General features: G+C 72.6%; 18 protein-coding genes. 11 read left to right on the forward strand and 7 right to left on the reverse strand.

The genetic code is table 11. The annotated features are described in order from the left end of the window. The first annotated feature begins 110 nt into the window (after positions 1-110). Complete coding sequence (locus WBK31_RS24660) at positions 111-1,133, forward strand: histidine kinase (RefSeq protein ID WP_364056288.1); 1,023 nt, start codon at positions 111-113, stop codon at positions 1,131-1,133. After that, positions 1,103-1,780 (forward strand): response regulator transcription factor, encoded by a 678-nt coding sequence (locus WBK31_RS24665; RefSeq protein ID WP_364056291.1) that lies wholly within the window; start codon positions 1,103-1,105, stop codon positions 1,778-1,780. Before WBK31_RS24660 ends, WBK31_RS24665 begins: the two co-directional genes overlap by 31 nt. A gap of 175 nt (positions 1,781-1,955) precedes the next feature. Here the strand turns inward: WBK31_RS24665 and WBK31_RS24670 are convergent, their stop codons facing one another. Beyond that, positions 1,956-3,074, reverse strand: coding sequence for an NAD(P)/FAD-dependent oxidoreductase (locus WBK31_RS24670; protein WP_406673226.1), 1,119 nt, complete (start codon positions 3,072-3,074; stop codon positions 1,956-1,958). 93 nt (positions 3,075-3,167) lie between these two features. Between WBK31_RS24670 and WBK31_RS24675 the strand changes: the two genes are divergently transcribed. Continuing rightward, complete coding sequence (locus WBK31_RS24675) at positions 3,168-3,512, forward strand: helix-turn-helix domain-containing protein (protein ID WP_364056297.1); 345 nt, start codon at positions 3,168-3,170, stop codon at positions 3,510-3,512. 93 nt (positions 3,513-3,605) lie between these two features. Continuing rightward, complete coding sequence (locus tag WBK31_RS24680) at positions 3,606-4,139, forward strand: hypothetical protein (protein WP_406673227.1); 534 nt, start codon at positions 3,606-3,608, stop codon at positions 4,137-4,139. A gap of 252 nt (positions 4,140-4,391) precedes the next feature. Here the strand turns inward: WBK31_RS24680 and WBK31_RS24685 are convergent, their stop codons facing one another. Continuing rightward, positions 4,392-5,285, reverse strand: a complete 894-nt coding sequence (locus WBK31_RS24685; protein WP_378787324.1) for a MurR/RpiR family transcriptional regulator — start codon at positions 5,283-5,285, stop codon at positions 4,392-4,394. 172 nt (positions 5,286-5,457) lie between these two features. Here WBK31_RS24685 and WBK31_RS24690 point away from each other — a divergent pair, with 172 nt between their 5' ends. The 4 genes from WBK31_RS24690 to WBK31_RS24705 all read left to right on the forward strand — a co-directional run bounded on the left by WBK31_RS24690 (position 5,458) and on the right by WBK31_RS24705 (position 9,583). Further along, positions 5,458-6,834 (forward strand): MFS transporter, encoded by a 1,377-nt coding sequence (locus WBK31_RS24690; protein WP_406673228.1) that lies wholly within the window; start codon positions 5,458-5,460, stop codon positions 6,832-6,834. Further along, entirely contained in the window at positions 6,831-7,253 is a 423-nt protein-coding gene (locus tag WBK31_RS24695; protein WP_406673229.1) for a GAF domain-containing protein, read from the forward strand. Before WBK31_RS24690 ends, WBK31_RS24695 begins: the two co-directional genes overlap by 4 nt. Next, the gene (locus WBK31_RS24700; protein ID WP_406673230.1) at positions 7,250-8,467 is read left to right on the forward strand and encodes an amidohydrolase family protein; all 1,218 of its coding nucleotides are present in this window, start codon (positions 7,250-7,252) and stop codon (positions 8,465-8,467) included. Before WBK31_RS24695 ends, WBK31_RS24700 begins: the two co-directional genes overlap by 4 nt. 327 nt (positions 8,468-8,794) lie before the next feature. Next, positions 8,795-9,583, forward strand: coding sequence for an alpha/beta hydrolase (locus tag WBK31_RS24705; protein ID WP_378787319.1), 789 nt, complete (start codon positions 8,795-8,797; stop codon positions 9,581-9,583). A 217-nt stretch (positions 9,584-9,800) separates the two neighbouring features. Here WBK31_RS24705 and WBK31_RS24710 read toward each other — a convergent pair whose 3' ends face one another. Together WBK31_RS24710 and WBK31_RS24715 are read right to left on the reverse strand one after the other, a co-directional pair. Beyond that, positions 9,801-10,463, reverse strand: coding sequence for a GntR family transcriptional regulator (locus WBK31_RS24710; RefSeq protein ID WP_364056318.1), 663 nt, complete (start codon positions 10,461-10,463; stop codon positions 9,801-9,803). After that, complete coding sequence (locus WBK31_RS24715; RefSeq protein WP_364056321.1) at positions 10,460-11,581, reverse strand: CoA transferase; 1,122 nt, start codon at positions 11,579-11,581, stop codon at positions 10,460-10,462. The genes WBK31_RS24710 and WBK31_RS24715 overlap by 4 nt, the downstream gene beginning before the upstream one ends. Before the next feature lie 138 nt (positions 11,582-11,719). Between WBK31_RS24715 and WBK31_RS24720 the strand changes: the two genes are divergently transcribed. Continuing rightward, entirely contained in the window at positions 11,720-12,883 is a 1,164-nt protein-coding gene (locus tag WBK31_RS24720; RefSeq protein WP_406673231.1) for an acyl-CoA dehydrogenase family protein, read from the forward strand. 3 nt (positions 12,884-12,886) lie between these two features. On the opposite strand, the gene WBK31_RS24725 is transcribed toward WBK31_RS24720, so the two are convergent. The 3 genes from WBK31_RS24725 to WBK31_RS24735 form a co-directional block, all read right to left on the reverse strand. Further along, a complete protein-coding gene (locus WBK31_RS24725) occupies positions 12,887-13,960 on the reverse strand; it encodes a C45 family peptidase (protein WP_364056327.1) in 1,074 nt (357 codons plus the stop codon). 626 nt (positions 13,961-14,586) lie between these two features. After that, positions 14,587-15,252 (reverse strand): lytic polysaccharide monooxygenase, encoded by a 666-nt coding sequence (locus tag WBK31_RS24730; protein WP_364056330.1) that lies wholly within the window; start codon positions 15,250-15,252, stop codon positions 14,587-14,589. A gap of 185 nt (positions 15,253-15,437) precedes the next feature. Next, on the reverse strand, positions 15,438-15,713 hold the full coding sequence (locus WBK31_RS24735) for a hypothetical protein (protein WP_364056333.1): 276 nt from the start codon (positions 15,711-15,713) through the stop codon (positions 15,438-15,440). A gap of 187 nt (positions 15,714-15,900) precedes the next feature. Between WBK31_RS24735 and WBK31_RS24740 the strand changes: the two genes are divergently transcribed. Together WBK31_RS24740 and WBK31_RS24745 are read left to right on the forward strand one after the other, a co-directional pair. Next, entirely contained in the window at positions 15,901-16,692 is a 792-nt protein-coding gene (locus WBK31_RS24740; RefSeq protein ID WP_364056336.1) for an SAM-dependent methyltransferase, read from the forward strand. 63 nt (positions 16,693-16,755) lie between these two features. After that, entirely contained in the window at positions 16,756-17,748 is a 993-nt protein-coding gene (locus tag WBK31_RS24745; RefSeq protein WP_364056339.1) for an endonuclease/exonuclease/phosphatase family protein, read from the forward strand. The last annotated feature ends 171 nt before the right edge of the window (positions 17,749-17,919 follow it).

Here is a 17,919-nt window from a genome sequence, read left to right on the forward strand (position 1 = left end):
ACCATCGGGTCCGTCACCCATCTCCGCGGGGATACAACATGTAGGCGTGGGCTACGGATGAGGGTCAGCCCGGATGGACAACGAAGGCCCTAGACGAAGAGGCTGAGGCTATGAACGACCGCGTGGCCGAGGGGGCGGCGCACCGGGCGGTGCAACTGCCGCGCACACCGGCTCAGGCGCTGTTCCGGCGGCTGGTTGTCATCAACGGGCTGGTGTTCACGATCGGCACGCTCGTGCTGGCGTTCTCTCCCGCCACCATCTCATCGCCGATCGTCCTCGCGGAAGTGCCGGTGCTGCTCGTGGGGCTCGCGGTGATGCTGGGCGCGAACGCGCTGCTGCTGCGGCGCAGCCTGGCCCCGCTCGACGCGCTCACCTCGCTCATGCAGCGCGTCGACCTGCTGGGCACCGGCGACCGCCTGTCCGACGGGGGCAACAGCGACCTCACCCACCTGATCGACACGTTCAACGCGATGCTCGACAGGCTGGAGGCCGAGCGCAGCGCGAGCAGCGCGCACGCGCTGGCCGCGCAGGAGGGCGAGCGCCGGCGCATCGCCCGCGAGCTGCACGACGAGATCGGCCAGAGCCTGACCGTGGTGCTGCTCGGGCTGAAGCGTGTGGTGGACCGCGCGCCCGACGACCTGCGCGAGGAGCTCCACGCCGTGCAGGAGACCGTGCGCGCCAGCCTCGACGAGGTCCGCCAGGTCGCCCGGCGGCTGCGGCCCGGCGTCCTGGAGGACCTCGGCCTGCACAGCGCGCTCAACGCCCTGGCCGTGGACGTCTCGCAGATGAGCGGCGTGAAGGTGACCCGGTGCGTCGAGGCCGACCTGCCCGACCTCGGCTCGGACGTCGAGCTGGTGCTGTACCGGATCGCGCAGGAGAGCCTGACCAACATCGCCAGGCACGCCCACGCCGAGCATGCCGAGCTGTCGCTCAAGGCCGAGAACGGCCGGCTGGTGCTGCGGATCACCGACGACGGGCAGGGCGGCGCGCGCCAGGACGGCGCCGGGATCCGCGGCATGCGCGAGCGTGCCCTGCTGATCGGCGCCCGCCTGACCGTCGACTCACCGCCAGGCGAGGGCACGCGCGTGAGCCTGGTCATCCCATGTCCCGCGAATCGGAGCGCAACCTCGTGAACAAGACCCGGATCCTGCTGGCCGACGATCACGCCCTCGTACGGCGGGGGCTGCGCCTGATCCTCGACGCCGAGCCCGACCTCGAGGTGGTCGCGGAGGCCGCGGACGGCGCCGAGGCGGTGGCCGCCGCCGACGACGACAAGGTGGATCTGGCCATCCTCGACATCGCGATGCCCCGCATGACCGGGCTCCAGGCGGCCAGGGAGATCAACCGCCGGGCGCCCGGCATCCGCATCCTGATGCTCTCGATGTACGACAACGAGCAGTACTTCTTCGAGTCGCTCAAGGTCGGGGCGTCCGGTTATGTGCTCAAGTCGGTCGCCGACCAGGACCTGCTGGAGGCGTGCCGGGCCACCATGCGGGGCGAGCCCTTCCTGTACCCCGGGGCGATCACCGCGCTCATCCGCGACTACCTCCAGCGCGACCGCGAGGGCGAGCGCCTGCCCGAGAGCATCCTGACGCCTCGGGAGGAGGAGATCGTCAAGCTGATCGCGGAGGGCAACTCGGCCAAGGAGATCGCCGAGACGCTGGTCATCAGCGTGAAGACGGTCGATCGGCACCGGGCGAACATCCTGCAGAAGCTCGGGATGCGCGACCGGCTCGAACTCACCCGCTACGCCATCCGCGCCGGCCTCGTCGAACCCTGACCCGCGCCCGCCCGGGCCTCTGGGGCACGCCCCCGCTCTGGCCCGCGCCGGGGCTCCGGGGGCGCGCCCCCGCCACGGGCCCTCGCGGCCCTGACCCGCGTCCCCCGCCTGCGGATCCGGGGCCGCATGGCCCGCCCCCTCATCCCGGGTCATGCGGCCAGGCCCCTGATCCGGCTCAGGCGGTGGCGTCCGTGACGTCGAAGTGCGCGCTCGCGTACGTGGCGAGCATGTCGCGGCCCTTGATCTCCGCGGCGGCCTCGGCGCCGACGACCCCCTGGTCGGGGAGCTGGCCGGCGCCGCCCGCGGGGCCGAGCGGGACGAGGATCATCGGCGGCTGCTTCTCGTACGGGACCGGCTCGCCCTCGCCGGTGATGAGCGCGCGCAGGTTGCCCGCCAGCAGCTCGCCCTGCCGCCCGGCGTACGCGGCCATGTCGCGGTCGGCGTCGGCGATGTCGCCGATCGCGAACACCCGCTCCTGACCGCGCACCCGCAGCATCTCGTCCACCTGTACGTAGCCGCGCGCGTCACGGGCGGCGGCCAGCTCGCCGCGCAGGTAGTCGGTGCGCAGCTGCACGCCGAAGCAGCGGAACCACATGTCGGCGACGAGTTTCTCCCCCGATCCGGTCGCGATCGCGATGGGCGCCACCGTGGCGGGCGCGGCGGCGGGCAGCTCCCGCAGCGGGCTGCCGAGCTTGAGCTCCACGCCGATGTCGTCGAGCTGGCGGCGCAGCTCCGCGCGCAGCGACGGCTGGAACGGGCCGGGCAGGATGTCGTCGGACATGTCGGCGAGCGTGACGTGCTTGCGGGGGAAGGCCGCCTTGATCTCACCCGCCAGCTCGAGCCCGACCGGGCCGGCGCCGATCAGCAGCACCCGCTCCGCCTCCTTCAGCGCGTCGTGCGCGCGGCGCACCTCGGCCTTGGCGGCGGCCGCGTCCGGAGTGGCGATCTTGGCGGGGAACGGGTAGGCCGACCCCGTGGCCAGCACCAGGTAGTCGGGCTCCAGCGTGGTCCCCGACGCGAGCGTCACGCGGCGGCCGTCGGCGGCGACCGCCCTGTCACGCAGGAACCGGCCGTGCTTCAGCAGCCGGCTGTACGGCAGGAAGATCCGGTCCAGCCACTCGGGCTCGACCAGCGCCCGCCATGAGGCCACGTTGTGCACGAAGGCGTCAGACGGGTCGACGAGCGTCACGTCGGCGACATCGTCGAGCAGCTTGGCGACCTTGTGGCCGCCGTAACCACCGCCGAGCACCACGACGGACGGGCGGCTGCCCGCAGGCTTCGGCTTCTGGCTCATCAGCGAACTCCTTGCTAGGTATCGAGATGCGGCTAGGTTATTCATACCTACTTCGAAAATCAAAGCAGCAGTATTTCTGCTAGCGTTGAAGGCATGGCGGCACCGACGACCCACAACGTGGAAGCCTGTAATCGCCGCGACGAGGCGCTCACCCGCGCCTTCACCCTGCTCGGCAAGCGCTGGATCGCCGTCGTGCTGGGCAGCCTGCGCTCGGGACCGGCCGGGTTCCGCGAGCTGTCACGGGCCATCGACGGGGTCAGCGACTCCGTGCTGTCCGACCGGCTCTCCGAGCTGACCAAGGCGGGGCTGGTCGCCCGCAAGGTCGACGAGGGGCCGCCGGTCGCGGTGTCGTACGAGCTGACCGAGGCGGGCTGGGCGCTCATGCCGGCGCTCGAGCAGATCTCCCAGTGGGCTCACGACCACCTGCCACCCCGCTGACCACGCCCTCGCGCCGCGCCCTTGAACGCCCGGTTCTCGGTGTTACGTTGAGTCGAGGAGCGTGCCCGACACCCGCGAAGGACGTGGTCTCCCGTGCTCTACCTCTTCGGCTTCGATCGCATCGGCGTGGCCGTCAGCGACATCTTCTTCGTCGATCCCCAGCCCATGAAGGGGCAGGAGGGCGCCGAGCGCGGAGTGCGGCTCGAGCTGCGCAGGCTGGAGACGGGCGAGCTGAAGGGGTCGATCTACTCCGCCCGCCCGATCACCGTCGATCGGCCGATCTGGCGGGTGGACCTGCTGGAGTCGGTCTCGGGGACGCCCGGCAGCTTCGACCGTACGCACCACCACCCGGGCGTGAACGGCTGGGAGCCGGGGCGGCGGGTGTTCGACCCGCAGCTGTCGCAGGAGCCGCTGAAGTGGCTGCGGGAGCGGCTGTCGGACCTGGAAGGCGTGCTCGACCAGGCCGGCGAGCCGCGCGACACGGTGAGCGAGGCCGACGTCAAGGGGCTGCGCGAGCGCGCGCCCGAGATCGTGGAGACGGTCGCACGGCTGCTCGACGCCGTCCGCTCCTCGCCCGTGCCCGAGGGCGCCGAAGTCGCGACCAGCGTACGCGCGAGCTGGCTCTGACCCGCCCGCACCCCATCGACCCGCGCCCATAGTGCGCCCACGGCCCGGCCTCCGCAATCAGCCGCCCGCCCCGTGACCGCAGCCCGCCGGGCCGCCGCCCGCATGCGCCCATAGCCGCTCCCGCATGACCAGCGTGCGCTTCTGAGCAGTTCTCATGCGGCTCGCTCGGGGCGGCGGGCCGATCCGCGAAGTCAGGCGGGGCAGCGGGCCGGGTCCTTTGGAGCCAGGCGGGGCGGCGGGCGGTCCTTGGAGTCAGGCGGGGCGGTCCGTGGAGCTGGGCGCGGGAGCGGGGCGGCGGTGCAGGAGTGAGAACTTCCCCCACATGGCCTCCGCCGCCTCGATGGAGGCCCCCGTACGCGCCGGGTCCACGGCGGCGAGCTGGGTGACCAGGGCCTGGGCGACGGCGATGCCGGCGGTCAGCGACGGGAAGAACGCCTCGCCCTCCGCCGGCACCATGACGACCTCCTCGGCGGCCTTGGCCAGGGCAGGGCTGGCGGCGTCGGTGACGGCGAAGACGCGCACGCCGCGCGCGCGGGCCTCGTTGGCGGCCAGGACGGTGCTCTCGTACAGACGCCAGAAGCTGATCGCGATCAGCACGTCGCCCTCGCCGATGGCGGCCATGGTGTTGGCGAGCTCGGCATCTCCCCCGGTGACGGCGGTGACCGGGTAGCCGGCCAGGCGGGCGTTGTGCGCGAGCGCGAGGCCCACGGCGGCGTAGCTGCCGTCGGCGACGATCACCGTACGCCGGGCCGCCGCGACCGCCTCGGCGATGGTGACGAGGACGCGCTCGTCGAGCCGCCGGTTGAGCAGGGCCAGGCTGTCGAGGTCGCGGCGCAGCGAGCGGGCGCTGGGCGAGCCGGCGCCCCGGTGCTCGGCGGCGACCTGGCCGGCGCTGAGCGAGGAGAGGTAGCGGGCGCGCAGCTCCTGCTGGAGCGCGGGCCAGCCGGCGAAGCCGAGCGCCTGCGCCGTGCGGGTGACGGTGGCCACGTTGACCCCGGCGAGCTGGGCCAGCTCCTGCGCCGACCCGAACGAGGCCCGGCGCGGCTGGGAGAGCAGCACTTCGAGCACGGCGGCCGACTTGCCGCGCAGCCCGCGCGCCGGCAGCCGCTCGCGCAGCCACTCCTCGAAGCTGTCGGTGCCTGTCACCCGTTCTCTCTCCTCACCGGCCGCTCGGCCGCTCTGTGGGCCTTCAGCCGGGAGCATCCTACGTGCTCCGGCTCCGCGAGTTTTGCAAAGAACATTGCAATTTTAGCGAAACGCACTATATGTTGCTGCGCAATCGACCTGCAGGGCCACAACCTGGTGAAAGGTGTGTTCGATGACCTTGTTGGCCCGTCTGGACCGGCTCCCGCTGAGCCGTCCTCACTACCTCCTCCTCCTGATCGGCGGCCTCGGATACACCTTCGACGGCATGGACTCCGCGGTCGTCGCGTTCCTGCTGCCGAGCGCGCAGGAGGCATGGAACCTGTCCAACGGGCAGCTCGGCATCATCGGATCGGCGACGCCGTTCGGGTTCCTGTTCGGCGCGACGGCGGCCGGGCTGCTCGGTGACAGGATCGGGCGCAAGAAGGTCATGATGTACGCGCTCGCCTTCTACGCCGCCTTCTCGGTGGTCGCCGCGTTCGCCCCCAACTACGAGGTGTTCCTGGCCGCCCGCGTGCTGGCCGGGGCGGGCGCCGGCGCGGAGAGCGCGATCATCGCGCCGTTCCTGTCGGAGTTCGTACCGGCCAAGCGGCGCGGCTGGTTCGTCGGCGCACTGTCGGGGTTCTTCTCGTTCGGCTTCGTGGCGGCGGCGCTGATCGGCCGGTTCGTGGTGCCGACGTTCGACGAGGGCTGGCGCATCGCGCAGATCATCACCGCGGTGCCGATCCTCATGCTGCTGTGGTGGCGGCGCTCGCTGCCCGAGTCGCCCCGCTACCTGCTGCAGCAGGGCCGTACGAGCGAGGCCGAGCAGGTGGTCGCCGACCTGGAGCGGCGCGTCGAGCGCGCCGTCGGCGGCCCGCTGCCCCCGGTGCCCGAGACCGCCGTCGCCCCGGCCGCGCAGACGCCCACGGTGAACCTGCTCAGCGCCCTGCGCTACCTGTGGAGCAAGGCCATGGCCAAGCGCACGGCGGTCATCTGGCTGATCTGGTTCGTGATCACGTTCTCGTACTACGGGTTCTTCTCCTGGATCCCGACGCTGCTCGTGCAGCGCGGCATCACGGTCACCAAGAGCTTCGAGTTCTCGATCATCATCTACCTGGCGCAGATCCCCGGCTACTTCTCCGCGGCCTGGCTGTCGGAGCGGATCGACCGCAAGAACACCATCGCCATCTACCTCGCGGGCTCGGCGGTCAGCGCGTTCTGGCTGTCGCAGATGGACTCGCCCGTCACGATCACGCTCGCGGGCGCGGTGCTGTCGTTCTTCCTGAACGGCACGTACGCCGGCGTCTACTCCTACACCCCCGAGGTCTTCCCGACCTGGATCCGCGCCACCGGCACCGGCCTGTCCAGCGCGTTCGGGCGGGTCGGCAGCATCCTGGCCCCGACGATCATCGGCGTGTCGGCGGCGAGCCTCGGCTTCGCCGGGGTGTTCGGCCTCACCACCGCCGTGCTGGTGGCCGGAGTGGTCTGCGTGATGGTGTTCGGGCTGGCCACCGCAGGGCGATCGCTGGAAGAGCTCACCGAACCCGCCACCGAGGAGGCGACCACGTGAACGACCTGGACGAGCTGGAGCGGCGCGTACGGGAGGAGGTGGGCGTGCGGCTGTTCACCGTGCTGGCCTGGGTGCCGCAGCGGCGGGCGCTGCGCCGCGTCCACAGCAGCCACCCCGCCGAGTACCCGGTGGGCGGCGAGAAGACCGTCGAGGTGGCCCAGCGGTGGCTGGCCACCTGCATCGAGCGGCGCGAGCCGTACTTCGGCCGCGACAAGGCCGCCGTACGGGAGATCTTCGCCGACCACGCGCTCATCGAGAGCCTCGGCTGCGGCTCGATCATCAACGTGCCCGTGCTCGGCCCGGACGGCGAGGTCGCCGCCGTGCTGAACATCCTCGATGCCGAAGGCGCCTACGACGACGCCTCGGTGGCCGCCGCCCAGAAGATCGCCAAGGATTTCACGTTCGGAGGTACCGCATGACCCTGCTGCTGCGCAACGCGCTGCTGCTCGACGTCGAGACCGGCGAGTACACCGAGGCCGACCTGCGCTGCGCCGACGGCAGGATCGCCGAGACCGGGCGCGGGCTCACCGCGCCGGACGGCACCCGGGTGATCGACGTGGCGGGCGCGCGGGTCGTGCCCGGCCTGATCGACGCGCACGTGCACGTCACCGCCTCCAGCGCCGACCTCGGTTCCCTGCGGTCGAAGCCGCCGTCGTACGTGACCGCGCACGCCGCCCGCATCATGGGCGACATGCTGAGCCGCGGCTTCACCACCGTGCGCGACGCGTCGGGCGCCGACTTCGGCCTCGCCGACGCGCAGGCCGAGGGCCTGATCAGGGGGCCGCGGCTGCTGTTCTGCGGCAAAGGGCTGAGCCAGACCGGCGGCCACGCCGACTTCCGCGGCCGGGGCGAGCACCTCGACGACGACCACCCGTGCTGCGCGGGCGTCGGACGGGTGGCCGACGGCGTGGACGCCGTACGCACCGCCGCCCGCGACGAGCTGCGCAAGGGCGCGCACCACATCAAGGTGATGGCGTCCGGCGGCGTCGCCTCCCCCACCGACCGCATCGACTCCACCCAGTACTCCATGGACGAGCTGCGCGCCGCCGTCGAGGAGGCCGAGGCCGCGGGCCGGTACGTCGCCGCCCACGCCTACACCGCCCGCGCCGTCAACCGGGCGCTGGAGGCCGGGGTGCGCTCCATCGAGCACGGCAACCTCATCGACGACTCCAGCGTGGAGCTGTTCCTGCGGCACGACGCCTTCCTGGTGCCGACGCTGGTGACGTACTGGGCGCTGAAGGAGGAGGGCCGCGAGTTCGGGCTGTCGGAGAGCAGCTGGCGCAAGGTGGACGACGTGCTCGAAGCCGGCATCGTCGCGCTCGAACGCGCCGCGCGCGGCGGGGTGCGGCTGGCCTACGGGACGGACCTGCTCGGCGGCATGCACCGGCACCAGAACCAGGAGTTCCGGCTCCGCGCCGAGGTGCAGCGGCCGCTCGACGTGCTGCGCGCCGCCACCACGGGCGCGGCGGAGCTGGTCGGGATGTCCGGCGAGATCGGCACTCTCGCCGTGGGCGCCCGCGCCGACCTGCTGGTGCTCGACGGCGACCCGCTGGAGGACATCGGCGTGCTCGCCGACCCCGCCCACATCCGCCACGTGATCCAGTCCGGCACGCTCGCCGCATCCGCCACGTGATCCGGTCCGGCACCCTTGCCGCAGCCACCGCATGATCCGGTCCGGCGCCCTCGTCTGACCGACCGCCATCACCATCACCCCTCATCAGGGCCTGCGCCTCGACGGCACCTCCCGCCCTCCCCGGCTGGGCGCCTGCGGTGAATCGGGCGTGCCGGAAGGGTGCGGACGCGGAGGGAGGGGCGCGGGCGTGAAGCGAGGGGCCGGGGCCGGAGATGGCTGGGCCGACACGCGAAACCCTCCATGGGCGCGGAGCGCGGAGATCACCAGACCGACGTGCGAAGCCGTTCACGGGTGCGAGGCCGGGAGTGCGTGCGTACCGTGAAGGGCGTGACGACGCTCATGCGCACCGTCCTGGTCGTCGCCGCGGTGGCGGTCCTGCTCCTCGCCCTGCTGTGGGCGTTCCAGCGGCGGCTGATCTACCTGCCCGACGGCTCGCCCGCGCCTCCGGCGGCGTCGGTGCTGCCGGACGGGCGCGACGTCACGTTCACCACGAGCGACGGCCTGACGCTGTCGGCCTGGTACGTGCCGGGACGGCGCGACGTGACCGTGCTGGTGATGGGCGGCAACGCGGGCAACCGGCTGCACCGGGCGCCGCTGGCGAGCGCGCTGGCGGAGCACGGGCTCGGGGTGCTGCTCATGGACTACCGCGGCTACGGCGGCAACCCGGGCGGCCCCGACGAGGAGGGCCTGTTCCGCGACGCGCTGGCCGCGCGCGACTGGCTCGGCGACCGGCGGGTGGTGTACTTCGGCGAGAGCCTGGGCGCGGCGGTCGCGACCCGCCTGGCCGTGGAGCGCCCGCCGCTCGGGCTGGTGCTGCGCTCACCGTTCACCGACCTGGCGGCGGCCGGTCAGGTCAACTACCCCTTCCTTCCGGTACGCGCTCTCCTGCGCGACCGCTTCCCCGTCACCGAGCGGGTCGGCCGGGTGCGCGCCCCGGTCGTCGTCGTGTACGGCACCGCCGACACGATCGTCCCCGCCCGCCTGAGCCGCGCGGTCGCCGAGGCCGCCGGCGCCACCGTCGTCGAGATCCCGGGCGCGGGGCACAACGACCTCGTCATGCTGAACGGCCGCGAGCTGGTGAACGCCGTGCTCACCCTGGCCGGCCGTTCCGCCTGAACGTCGCGGGGCCCGCCTGAGCATCGCGAGACGGCGGGGCGTCACGGGAAGGTTCTCCTCCCGGCATCGCCAGGGGCCGGGTGCCGCCGTACGATCCGCTGCTGAGCGCCTGACCCGGCAAGCGCCTCTCGACGCCGACCCCGTGCGGAAAGCCCCCCGCGCCGAAAAGCCCGGCGCCGGCGCTGGAAAGCGCCCCGAGCGGATGCGCGCCTGCGGGTCAGGTGTCGAGCAGCGGGGCGAGGGCGGTGACGGCGTGGGCGCGGTGCACGTCGAGCGTGGCCACGGCGTCGTCGGCGGAGCGGCGGCGCAGCGCGTCGAGCGTGGCGCGGTGCTCCTTGATCACCCGCTCCCTGTTGCCCGGCTCGCCGTAGTACATCGACCGGTAGGCGTCGGTGGAGTCCCACAGCGTACGGATCAGCCGGACCAGGCGCGGCATCCCCGAGCAGTCGAACAACATCATGTGGAACGCCCGGTTGGCGGCGGCCATGGCCGCGACGTCGCCGGCGGCGGCGGCCCGCTCGACGTCGTCCTGCGCGGCCTCGAGCCGGGCGAGGTCGTCGTCCGTCAGCCGGGGCACCGCCCGGCGCACGGCCTCCTCTTCCAGCAGCTCCCTGATGCGGTAGACCTCGCGCAGGTCGTCGAGTGAGAGCGTCTCGACGAAGTAGCCGCGATGGGCCTCGTAGGTGACCAGCCCTTCGCCCTGCAGCGTCTTGAGCGCCTCGCGCAGCGGGACCCGGCTGACCTGAAGCTCCTCGGCCAGCGCGTCCTGCCGGATGGGCGCGCCGGGGCGCAGCCTGCCGGTGGTGATGGCCCGCCGCAGCTCGCCCAGCACGAACTGCTGGGCCGTGGGCGGCCTGCGTCGTGCCTCGTCCGGACTCACCGCCCCAATATCTCACGAACCCACGCCTCGTCCTGCCCGAGCGCGGGCGGCCTGCGGCGGTAGGAGGGCGGGGTGGCGCTGAGCCGCAGCGGGTTCGCGACCTGGCCGACGCCGTCGATGTCCACGGCGGGTTCGAGTCCGAGACCGGCGGCGAGCGAGAACGCGGCGGCCAGGTCGTTGATCGGGCCGCACGGCACCCCGGCCTCGGTGAGCCGGGCGAACCACTCGTCGGCCGTGCGCTCGGCGAGCGCCGCGTTGAGCTCGGCGACGAGCGGCTCGCGGGCGGCGACGCGATCGGCGTTGGTGGCGTAGCGGGGGTCGCCGGCGAGATCGGGCCGGTCGAGGGCGGCGCACAGGGCGCGGAACTGGCGGTCGTTCCCCGCGGCGATGACGATCGGGCGGTCGGCGGCCTGGAACACCTCGTACGGCACGATGCTCGGATGCCGGTTGCCCATGGCGCGCGGCACGACCCCGGCGGCGGCGTACGCGGAGGAGTGGTTGGTGAGCGCCGACAGCAGCGACGACAGCAAGGACACCTCGATGCGCTGCCCTTCGCCTGACCGGTCGCGGTGGCGGAGGGCGGCGAGGATGCCGAGCGCGGCGTGCAGTCCGGTGATCACGTCCACCAGCGCGACGCCCGCCTTGGTGCCGGGGCCTTCCGGCTCGCCGGTGACGCTCATCAGCCCGCCGACGGCCTGGGCGATGAGGTCGTAGCCGGGCAGGCCGGCGCCCGCCCCGGACCCGAAGCCGGTGATGGAGCAGTAGACGAGCCCGGGGTTCAGCTCGCGCAGCGCCTCGTAGCCGAGCCCGAGCCGGTCCATGGTGCCCGGCTTGAAGTTCTCCACCAGCACGTCGGCCCGCGCGGCGAGGGCTCTGGCGACCTCGATGTCCTCCTTGAGGTCGAGCGCGATGGAGCGCTTGTTGCGGTTGACGCCCAGGAAGTACGTGGCCTCGCCGCCCGCGTACGGCGGCCCCCAGGCCCGCGTGTCGTCGCCGGTGCCGGGCCGCTCGACCTTGACCACCTCCGCGCCCAGGTCGGCGAGGAGCATGGTGGCGTAAGGACCGGCGAGCACCCGGCTGAAGTCGGCGATCAGCAGCCCCGACAGCGCCCCGCTCATGCCGGCGCCCCCAGGTAGACGGTGACGGCGCGGGTGCAGACCCGGCGGCCGGCGATGAGATGCAGAACGTCCATGGTCAACGCACCCTAACTATGCCATATTGGATTTTCAATATTGGATCCAAAATACGGAGACGCCATGATCGCACCCACCGCTCTCTTCTCCCTCGACACCCTGCTGACCGAGGAGGAACGCGAGATCAGGAGCACGGTCAGGCGCGTGTGCGACCGCGAGATCCGGCCGCACGTCGCGGGCTGGTTCGAGGCCGGCGAGCTGCCCGCGCGCGAACTGGCCCGCACGCTCGGCTCGCTCGGCGTGCTCGGCATGCACCTCGACGGGTACGGCTGCGCCGGCATGGGCGCGGTCGCGTACGGGCTGGCCTGCCTGGAGCTGGAGGCCGCCGACTCGGGCCTGCGCAGCCTCGTCTCCGTGCAGGGCTCCCTGGCCATGTACGCGATCTGGAAGTACGGCAGCGAGGAGCAGAAGCAGGAGTGGCTGCCCGCGATGGCGGCCGGCGAGCGCATCGGCTGCTTCGGCCTGACCGAGCCCGACTTCGGCTCCGACCCCGGCGGCATGCGCACCACGGCCAAGCGGGAGGGCGGCGACTGGGTGCTGAACGGCACCAAGATGTGGATCACCAACGGCTCCGTGGCGGACGTGGCCGTGGTCTGGGCGCGTACGGACGAGGGCATCAGGGGCTTCCTGGTCCCGGCCGGCACACCCGGCTTCACCGTCAACGAGATCAAGCACAAGCTCTCCCTGCGCGCGAGCGTGACCAGCGAGCTGGTGCTGGAGGGCGTGCGGCTGCCCGCCGACGCGATGCTGCCCGGCGCGCGCGGCCTGTCGGGGCCGCTCGGCTGCCTGAACGAGGCCAGGTTCGGCATCGTGTTCGGCGCGATGGGGGCGGCGCTCGACTGCCTGGAGACGACGCTCGCGTACGTGGCCGACCGCGAGGTGTTCGCCAGGCCGCTGGCGTCGTACCAGCTCACCCAGGAGAAACTCGCGGACATGACGCTGGAGCTGGGCAAGGGGCTGCTGCTCGCGGTGCACCTGGGCCGGCTGAAGGAGGCCGGGACGCTCGCGCCCGAGCAGATGAGCCTGGGCAAGCTCAACAACGTGCGGGAGGCCCTGGAGATCGCCAGGAAGTGCCGCACGCTGCTCGGCGCGAACGGCGTCACCCTCGAATACCCGGTGATCAGGCACGCGGTGAACCTGGAGTCGGTGCTCACCTACGAGGGCACCTCCGAAGTCCACACGCTGGTCATCGGCAAGGCGCTGACCGGCATCGGAGCCTTCAAGTGACGCTCAGAACGTCCGCCAGGTCGCCTCGGTGACCTGGCAGGGCCCGCCCTGATGCACCCGCAGATGCCCGGCGGGCAGGTCGAGCCCGATCGTGGCGAGCGTCTCCCACCGCTGGTTGAGCGGCTGGGTGAGGTCGGGGTGCGCGCAGACGGGCGCGTCCGGCGCGTGGCTGAGCATGGCGAGCGCCCGCGCGTGCTGGTCGGGGTCGCGCAGGTCGTCGACGTGGTCGCGCAGGTGGCGCAGCCGGTCGTAGGTGCCGGGCCGCGAGGTGGCGTGCCGCTCCCCCGCCGCGAGCGCGGCGTCGTGGAAGTGGTTGCAGTGCAGCAGCACGCCGTCGGGTTCCGGCGGGATGACGGCCACGCCCGCCGGGGAGATCTCGATGGACGCGGCGTCGTTCCCCTCGTCCGAGGCGGTGACCACGGTGATGACGGTCGAGGCCGAGACCCGGGCGGAGCGGGCGATCTCCGCCGCCTCCGCCACCGTGGCCGCCTCGTCGAGGATGCGGCGGGCGATCAGGTGCACGGGCACGCCGATGTCGTCGGTGTCGGAGTCGTGGCGCAGGATGTTGAAGTGCACGCCGAGCCCGGACGTGGCGGCTCCGATCTTGGCCAGCGCGCCCGCCTCGGTGAACGTGCGCACGACGTGACCCGGGCGCGGCTCCAGCTCCCACAGCATCGGCGCCTCGCGCAGGTGGTCGTGCCAGTCCCAGGTCTGCACCGTACGCGGCGGGCCGCTCTCGGGCAGCACCACCGAGGTCGAGCACTCGCCGTGCCCGGTCGCGTCGATGGCGGCCAGGATCTCCGTGCGCGCGTTGACGACGGCGACCTGCCACGGCTCAAGGCCGGAGCCCGCGGCGATGCCCGTCATCTCCTCCGCCAGCTCGGGCGCCCAGTCCGCGCTCGCTTCGAGTGCCCGCTCGGCCCACGCGCGCACCTGTTCGGGGGTGGCGCCGGCGACGGCGAACAGGTCGGTGTAGCCGGCGTAGTTGGCGGCGATGCGGTCGCGCAGGTGGGTGCCGAGCTCCTTGCCACGAGCGCGGGGGTCGATCTGGCTGGACGAGAAAGCAGGAAAAGTCATGATGCATCCATCAAGTCGGCGAGCCGCGGGTTGCGGGCGGCGAGATCGGCGCGGACGCGCGAGTACCGTTCGGCGTCGATGCCCTGGCTCAGCTTGAACATGGCCTTGACCGACCGTACGTCCACGCCGAAAGCCACTACCCCGGGCAGCAGCGCGCGGAACCTCTCGCGCGAAGACGGCGCCGGCTCCCAGCGCGGCGAGCGCGGCGATCCAGCGCGGCGAGCGCGGCCGAGGCGGCACAGCCGAGGCGGCGCGGTCGAGGCGGCACGGTCGAGGCGGCGGGGCCGAGGCGGCGCGCGCCAGGCCGGCGGCGCCATCTGGTCGGAGCGCGCTCTGATGCTCGGCTCGGCAAGCTCCCCGACCATCCGCGCGAGGCGGGGCGCGGCGGCTGCGCGCGCCGGGGGCCGGCGTACTGCGCGCCTCCCGCGTCGGCAGTGCGGCCACGCGCCGGCCGACCCGCCCATCACGGCCATCGGCCTGCGGCCCGAGAAGGCCGGCCAAGCTGCGCCGAGCTGCTGTTCGAGCCGCTGCCGGGGCCGCACAGGCGGGGGCGGAACGCGTCCACCCCATCGAGCCGGCGGTACGCGCCTCCACGAGCCCCCGCCCGTAGCGGCCAGGCGAGCGCGTCAGCTGAAGGTGACGTCGCTGCAGAGGTAGTAGACCTGGTCCATGTGCGAGGCCTGCCAGATCGTGTAGACGACGTGGCGGCCGGTGCGCGAGCCCTTGTCGATGCCGGTGACCAGGTACTCGTTCGCGGGGGCGTACCGCTGGGTCTCCCTCACCAGCTCCAGGTCGCTCCAGCGGAGCGGCGTGGTGGTGGCGTCGTAGCCCTGCTTGGTGATGTAGACCCTGATGTAGTCGGCGCCGTGCAGCGCCTGGTCGTACAGCCGGATGTCGAACGTGCTGCCGAGGCTCGTCGTCTTCCACGCGCCCGGCGTGTCCATCGAGCGGTAGCGGCCGCCCTGCGTCTGGCCGGCGCTGCAGAGCTGGCCGTCGGGCACGGCGGCCTGGTGGTTGCCGCCGACGTTGTCGCGGTAGAGCCCGTTCCAGTTCCACATGGCGTTGGGGTCGTCCTGCCACGCCTGCCAGCACATCGGGTCTTCCTGCGCCATGGCGGGGTTCAGGTGGTCGCTGCCCCAGCGGTCCCAGCAACCGTAGTTGCGGGTGGCCGGGTCGATGACGGAACCGTGCGCCGAGGCGGTGCCGGTGAGCGGCACGAACAGGATCCCCAGGGCGGAGAAGAGCAGGATCAGGGCACGCGACGCCCTGCGACGACGTGGTGCTTGGGGCATAGTGCGGTCTCCGTGTTTCCGGTCGGGGGTTGCCGGTTGCTGGGAGCGCTCCCAGTGGCGGACGGTATCTGACGGCGGACGTACGGCCAAGTGACGGCGGATTGTCAACCGCGCCCGCCCTCTGTGACCCCGGGGGTTGAGCTGGGGAAAGGGCTTTCCCGATATTGCTCAGGAAGTTGAAACTTTCAGGGAAGATCGCTTGGTAGCAAGCGCGGCACGGAGCGTGACGCAGCCGGATAAGGTGCCGCGGAGAAGACGATGACGCGCTGCCCGCCCGCGCACAGCTCGGCGACGCGGTCCATGACCATCGTGCCGCCCAGGTTGAGGTCCGGCAGCAGCACGTCGGCGGCGAGCGAGGTGCAGGTGGGCACGGTGGAGCCGCGCCCCGGCGACCGGGTGGCGATCGCGAGTGAGGGGGCGCTCGACGCGCTGGGCGCGGAGCGGCTGGAGGTGCTGCTCATGGCGGGCGCGTCGCCTGCGGCCTGCCTGGATCGCGTCTTCGACGGAGCTGACCGCTCAGGAGCGCAGACGAGATGGCCGCTCAGGAGCCCAAGGGCGACGCCACGGTGATCGTCGCGGAGTTCGTGACCGCCTGAGCCGCAAGGGCTGATCGCGGAATCAGCCTGACTTGCCCGTAAGATCCTCGGTGTGAGCGCACCCCACGGCATCAACCCGAACATTCCTCACTCCGCCCGGGTCTACGACTACTGGCTCGGTGGCAAGGACAACTTCGAAGCCGATCGCCGGGTGGCCGAAGCGACGATGGCCGCGGTGCCGGGCATCCGCGAGAGCGCGCGGAACAACCGGGCCTTCCTCGGCCGGGCCGTGCGCCACCTCGCGCAGCTCGGCGTGCGGCAGTTCCTCGACCTGGGCACCGGCATCCCCACCCAGGGCAACACCCACGAGGTGGCCCAGGAGGAGGCGCCGGAGTCGCGTGTGGTCTACGTCGACAACGACCCGATCGTGATGGCGCACGCCAGGGCCCTGCTGACCAGCACGCCCGAGGGCCGCACCGCGTACATCGAGGCCGACGTCCGCGAGCCCCGCTCGATCCTGGAGCACCCCGACACGCTGGCCACCCTCGACTTCACGCAGCCGATCGCGCTCGTCATGGTCGCGATCCTCATGCACATCCCCGACAGCGACGACCCCGAGGGCCTGGTCAAGGCGTACACGAAGGCGCTGCCGTCGGGCAGCTACCTGGTGCTCAGCCACCTGACGCTCGACCTGATCGACAAGAAGACCGCCGACGACTACGTGGCGGCGACCAGCACGCAGGCGATGCACAGGACGCCGCGCACCGGCGAGCAGATCAGCCGCTACTTCGACGGGTTCGACCTGCTGGAGCCGGGGCTCGTGGCGGTGTCGCAGTGGCGGGACACGCCGCTCTTCCCCGACGAGCCCGCCTGGATGTACGCGGGCGTGGGCCGCAAACGCTAGACGCCGTCCCTGGCGCGGCCGGGCATCGGCGAGTTACCTCCTCTGGGACGGGACGACGACGAAGTGAGCACGACGGTCGGCATCGAGCGAGCCGCGAGCGACGAGGCGCCGGTGCCGCGGCGACGGCGGCGCAGGCGGTGGATGTCGTGGACGGCGGCCGTGGTGGTCGGCGTGTGGGCGGTCGAGCGGCTCTTCGGGTGGGAGCGCGGCTCGTTCGACACCCAGCTCATGACCGTGACGCCGTACGGCGCGGTGCTTGCGGCGCTGACCGCGATCGTGGCGCTGCTGCGCCGCAACCGGTGGGCGGCGCTGGTCGCCGCGCTGGCGAGCGTGACGATGGCCGCCGTCGTGGCGCCGCGTACGGTGGCCGCCGAGCAGCCGCCGGCCAAGGGCGCGCCGCTGCGGGTGCTGTCGGTCAACCTGTTCGGCCGTGCCGACGCCGCCGCCGTGGTCGCCCTGGTACGCCGCTACGACATCGACGTCTTCAGCGCCCTTGAGCTGACCCACGCCGAGGCGGACCGGCTCGACGCGGCCGGGCTGCGGGAGCTGCTGCCGTACCGGGTGCTGCAGCCGGAGGCCGACGTGACGGGCAGCGGCATCTACGCCAAGCATCCGGTGGCGGAGCTGAAGGACCTGTTCACGCCGATCGGGCACAACATGCCGGCCGCCACCGTGACGCTGCCCGGCGGGAGCAGCGTGGAGTTCGTCGCCGTACACCCCAACCCGCCCCTGGGCCGCAAGGAACGGGAGTGGACGGCGTCGCTGCGCGCGCTGCCCGGGCCCTCGCCGTCGGCGATCAGGGTGCTCGCCGGGGACTTCAACGCGAGCCTCGACCACCGCGCCTTCCGCGAGCTGCTGGACAGGGGGTACGTGGACGCCGCCGACCAGCTCGGCCAGGGCCTCACGCCCACCTGGCCGAACTTCCGTCCGATGCCGCCGATCATCTCCATCGACCACGTGGTGGCGGACCGGCGGGTGGCGGTGCGCGACGTCGAGGTGGTGGACGTCCCCGGGACCGACCATCGCGGCGTGTTCGCCGAGCTGCGACTGCCCTGAGCCCAGGTGTGGCCTCTTGCCGGGCCCGCCGCCTCGCGGGCGGGGTCCGCGGGCACCCGCCCCTGCGCTCCAGCCGGGTGGGGTCCGCGGGCGCGCGCCCGCGCTCGTACCGGGCGGGGACCGATGAGTGCGGAGCGCCCGCTCCCCCTGGCGGGAGCGGGCGCCGTCGTG

The sequence above is a fragment of the Nonomuraea sp. N2-4H genome (assembly GCF_045291505.1).
Classification (GTDB): domain Bacteria; phylum Actinomycetota; class Actinomycetes; order Streptosporangiales; family Streptosporangiaceae; genus Nonomuraea; species Nonomuraea fastidiosa.